At 46.6% G+C, this 3454-nt stretch carries 2 protein-coding genes and 1 pseudogene; all 3 read right to left on the bottom strand.

The window, feature by feature from the left end:
• Positions 1-151: 151 nt before the first annotated feature.
• A complete protein-coding gene (locus tag J7J01_03125) occupies positions 152-1153 on the bottom strand; it encodes a radical SAM protein (GenBank protein ID MCD6209881.1) in 1002 nt (333 codons plus the stop codon).
• Positions 1086-1763: a UMP kinase gene (gene pyrH, locus J7J01_03120; GenBank protein MCD6209880.1), complete on the bottom strand. Its 678-nt coding sequence runs from the start codon at positions 1761-1763 to the stop codon at positions 1086-1088. The genes J7J01_03125 and pyrH overlap by 68 nt, the downstream gene beginning before the upstream one ends.
• 25 nt (positions 1764-1788) lie before the next feature.
• Positions 1789-3405, bottom strand: a pseudogene (gene sepS / locus J7J01_03115) (O-phosphoserine--tRNA ligase).
• Between the last annotated feature and the right edge of the window lie 49 nt (positions 3406-3454).

Genomic DNA, 3454 nt, shown 5'->3' with positions numbered 1-3454 from the left:
TTCACCTCCTGAGTTTTGAAAATTGAAAAGCGCACTGCCCTTCGTTATTATATATGTACCTGGTAGATATAAGTTTTATGTTTTTGGATTTGGATTCGTGCGAAAAGAAGGAGTGTTAGTGAAGAACGAAATTTTTTATTTTATATTAGTGTTATATGCTAAATCCTATATGCAGACCATATCGTCTCGCGATGCTTATCGCTTCACGATATTCATCCATTGTTATCCATCTGCTCAGCTCCTTATACTCGTATGCCTTATACATAGGTCTGTACTGTGCCATTATGTTCACATACGAGTGCTTTGATATCTCGGTAGCAATGAACTTCATAACAGCTTCAGAGCCTGCCAGTCCGTTCGGTAGTACCAGATGCCGTATCAACAGTCCACGCCATGCGAGCCCCCTATCATCCAGCTTCAAATCACCGACCTGTGCATGCATCTCCTTCACCGCTTCTTTACACCTGTAAAAATAATCACCTGCATTTGAGTATCGTTCCGCATTAGCTTCTTCTCCATACTTCATGTCCGGCATATAGATATCCACAATGCCATCAAGTAGCTCGATGGTACGCTTCGATTCGTAACCGCCACAATTATAGACCAGAGGTATATGAAGCCCCTTCTCTATCGCGATCTTCAATGCATTCACTATCTGTGGTGTGAAATGAGTGGGAGTGACGAGGTTGATGTTATGACAGCCGCGGTTCTGCAATGATAGCATACAATCTGCAAGTTCCGCTTCACTCATCACGCGTCCGTATCCAAGATGGCTTATATCATAGTTCTGGCAATACACACAGCCGAGATTACAGTTAGTTAGAAATATAGTACCAGAGCCTTTAGTTCCGACGAGCACCGCCTCCTCACCAAAATGCGGCTGCACACTTGAGACCTTCAGTTGTCTATCCGAGTTGCAATATCCACACTCACCTTTATTCCTGTTCACGCCACATTCACGTGGGCATAGTGTACATTCATCCAGTATAGCCTCCAGCTGTTCTATCTTAACGTCAAGCTCACCTCGTGCGTAAGTCTCAAGATAAACAGGTACCGGCTTCTCTCTCTCCTCATCCTTGCCCAATCTATCTAATCTCGGTGCCATGATGCCTTCCATGAACAGCATCAATGATATCACGCGGGTTGCTGCCATCAAGCACAATGGTTCTTATCCCGCTCCGTTCTATTATTTTAGCCGCAACGGGGTCAATAATGATTCTCGAACCTGCTTTTAACTCCTCACGTGCTGTGAGCTTGACAAGTTCACCGGGCGTAATCCGATCATACTTCCTCGCACCCGGATATTTACGCGGGTCTGCTTCATACACACCATCCACTGTCGTCACATTCAGCAGAAGGTCTGCATTTATATACTCTGCGAGCATTGCTGAGACCGCATCGGTCGTATAGCCCGGTGTCACACCACCCATCACCGCTATCCGCCCATCATCCGCTGCCATAGCAGTAGCAACCTCGTTATAATCGTAAAAGGGTTCAGGGTACGCATTGCGTAAAGCGGAGATGAGCAATCTTGCATTTACACGCGTGATTGCAATCCCTATGTAATCGCATACAGCCTCGTTCGCACCCAGTTCGCGTGCTATACTTATACACTGGCGCGCTAATGCCCCACCACCGGTGACCACATACAGTCTGCAAGAATCTTCCGCAAGCTCATCAAGAACCGCAGCAACTCGTTTTATCCGCGCGGCATCATCAAAATAGAAACCGCCAAGCGAGATAACCACTCTCTTTGCTATCATTGCATTGCTATGCTATTATGCTATTTTACTTTTCTCGTTTCGCAACCACAGTAATGAATACAGGACCCCTTATATCTATCTTATTCTTACGTGATGTGATATAGCGTACCGCTAAATCCTCTATATTTATATTTATATCCGCACCGCTCCTCACCATCCTCACCCTTACCTTTATACTATCATCGGCTCCGTGACCCGCTCGCACCCAGTTCTCTATCTCATAAGCCGCGAGTGCCGCGAAAGCATCCACAAATCTTATGTTCGTTGATACACACGTTTCAAATACCGATTCCCATCTCTCTGTCCTTGGTATAGCCAGTATGGAGCCTTCATGCACCACTATCTCATTCAAATAAGCGGGACCACACAGGAGTGTATTCGCCTCCGGCTCAGTAACCCATACCTCTATATCAGTAGAGGTACCCGATACAGCACCACGATATGCAAGGAACTCACAGGGTGACTTCTCATTGCCCTTATCTTCACATACACGAACGATAGCCTTTGCTATCTCGTTACCCTCTACTGTGCCCGGTGTATGCGCCAGAGAGACCATACTCGCCAGTTCCATATCGCTCAGCTCCCACCTGCCGTAGAACTGCGGGTATGTTAATGCTCGTACATCCTCCGCGTTATGCAGTATCATCGCCAGCCGCTCCACACCCAGCCCGAGATTCACCACAGCGTATGGTATATCATACTGTGCAAGAGCAGTGGGGGAATAAATGCCGAAAGTAGCCACCTCCACCCAGCCTATTCGTGGATGAAGGCTGAAGACTTCTATTTGCGTACCTGGCATATAATACTTCGAACGCTTCTCATCTTCACGGAATCTCATACGTTCAAACCCAAACTGCGATAGCAGTCCAGTGGCGATCTCTTTTCCATCATCTATGCTCACATCCTCGTCACATAGGACACATGATGCGGAATGATAATTCCTGAGCCTTATTTCTCCCTCTCGCTGCTCACGTCTGAAGCATCTATCCACCGAGAAAAGTTTTATTGGGAACTTCTTCTTATCCCATAGAGAAGCAAGCGTGAGGAACCAGCCAGAGGTCATATGAGAGCGGAGTGTGCTTCGTGAAGGAAAAGGAACGGGCGTAAGGTTCTTCAACTCCGGTAGGACCACGTCAAGCATCTTCGTTACTTCCATATCTGGCACGCCTATACAGGCTGAAATTTCGTGTACCAGGTCATCACCGTCTAGTTCTCCCTTCTTATAACGGTGCAAAGTATCCTGAAGTGCTTCTATCTCATCCCTGCTGAAGTGCTTCCCGAATAATGTACTCATCTGCCTCACTCTTGCTGCTGAGATGCCAATATCGGGGCGAGGTAACCCTGCGAGATAATAGCAGCGGTCCAGAACTGCGAGGGCTTCTTTACCAAATTGCTTCTTCACCTCTTCCTCTTCTATTATCACTGGATTCATAACCTCGTGGAATCCGAGTCGCAGATATGCCTCTCGCAATCGCTGGATAGTCTCAAAAACCGGATGTGGCTTTCCGGGGTATATGCATAAACGTGACTTGGGATACCTCTCATTTATAGCTCGCTCTGAGGCATATCGCCTACCTGCGAGCCATGCAGCTTCAAAATCTCTATTTGTAGCTTCTCTTATCTCCTCCGGGTTGAATCTCATGCTTTCGTCTTATAAATATCAATATTATTTATAATAGTTATCCTTTAAA

The sequence above is a fragment of the Methanophagales archaeon genome (genome assembly GCA_021159465.1).
Taxonomy (GTDB): Archaea; Halobacteriota; Syntropharchaeia; order Alkanophagales; family Methanospirareceae; genus G60ANME1.
Note: the sequence above shows the minus strand (reverse complement) of the source record. Positions and strands in the feature narration are given on the sequence as shown.

Excerpts from the sequence above, each read along its gene's own strand:
- J7J01_03125 (MCD6209881.1), bottom strand. The coding sequence starts at position 1,153 with ATGGCAGCAACCCGCGTGATATCATTGATGCTGTTCATGGAAGGCATC.
- pyrH (MCD6209880.1), bottom strand. The coding sequence starts at position 1,763 with ATGATAGCAAAGAGAGTGGTTATCTCGCTTGGCGGTTTCTATTTTGAT.